We start from the raw sequence: 1,547 nt of genomic DNA on the forward strand, positions 1-1,547 counted from the left end.
TCTGGCAAGCGAGCTCCAAATGGCATCGGCCGGTTGGGAATCGGTCATTTCGGGGATGGCGGACGGGGCCTGGCAGGGCCGGGCTTCGGCGTCCATGGCAGCGGCGGCGGGCTCTTACTTGGGATACCTTCGAATGGCTGCCGGGGCAGCCGAACAGACCGCGGGAATGACCAGGGCGGCGGTGCACGCTTTCCAAGAAGCGCTTGCGGGCACGATAGTTCCGTCGGCGATCGCAGCTAATCGTCGTGAGCTGCTGTCGTTAGCCGCATCGAACTTGTTCGGCCAGAACTTCCCGGCCCTTGCGGCAACGGAGGCGGAGTACGAGTGGATGTGGGCTCGGAACGTGGCAGCAATGTCCGGCTACCATGCGGACGCTTCGGCTGTGGCTGCGGGCCTGGTGTCATGGAAAGACTTCGCAGCCAACGTGCCGGGGCTGACGCACGCTGCAAAGCAGGCATGGTCGCACATCTCCGCGAACAATATCGGCGTGGGCAACATCGGGCAGGGGAACATCGGGTCCGGCAACACGGGTAATTACAACGCCGGCAGCGCAAATATCGGCGACGTCAACCTGGGTAGCGGCAATCGCGGCAGCTACAACGTCGGCAGCGGCAACTCCGGCTCCAACGGGCCTGGAAACGGCAACGTCGGCAGCGGAAACCTCGGGAACTCGAATCTGGGCAACGGCAATCGTGGCGACTGGAACGTCGGCAGCGGTAACACCGGCAACACCAATTTCGGCAACGGGAATACCGGCAGCGCCAACATCGGCAACGGAAACACCGGCCAAACCAGCTTCGGCAGCGGAAACGCTGGCAACTCGAATGTGGGCTACGGCAACACCGGCAGCGGAAATATCGGGGCTGGGAACAGCGGCACCGGCAACCTCGGTTTCGGCAACACCGGCACCGGGAATATCGGCATCGGGCTGACGGGCGACAAACAGATCGGCTTCGGCGGCCTGAACTCTGGCAGTGGCAATGTCGGATTTGGGAACTCCGGCACCGGGAACTCCGGCTTTTTCAACTCTGGTACTCACAACACGGGAGTGGCAAACGCCGGGTTCAACAACACCGGCGTCGCTAACTCCGGTGAGACCGACACGGGCATTGGCAATTCCGGCAGAGTCAATACTGGCTTCTTCAGTTCCGGCGGCTTGAACACCGGTTTCTTCAATTCCGGCGGTGAAACCACGGGCTCGTTCAACGCGGGTAATGCCAATAGCGGGAACTTCAACTCCGGAAATGTTAATTCCGGCAGCTTTAATTCGGGTTTCGTTAATACCTTCGGGTTCAATGCCGGCACCGGGAACACCGGCTTCTTCAATTCGGGTGAGTTCAACACCGGTGGGCTCAATGCCGGAGAGCTCAACACCGGTTTTGGCAACGCCGGCGACGGTCCGGGCCCGTACTCAGGTTTCGGCAATAGTGGCGCAGGTCCGAACTCGGGATTCGGTAACAACGGGGAGAAAGTCTCCGGGTTCGGGGTGACGATAAGCACACTCAGCAGCGGCTACCACATCTCCTATGGTAATGCCGTATCCGGCA

The 1,547-nt window shown here is 61.0% G+C and carries 1 protein-coding gene; it reads left to right on the top strand.

What is annotated here, in order from left to right:
* Positions 1–19: 19 nt before the first annotated feature.
* Positions 20–1,547 (top strand): PPE domain-containing protein (locus tag ACX9NE_RS29245; RefSeq protein WP_459365261.1); only part of this gene is annotated, 1,528 nt, incomplete at its 3' end.

The organism is Mycobacterium sp. ML4 (genome assembly GCF_054515735.1).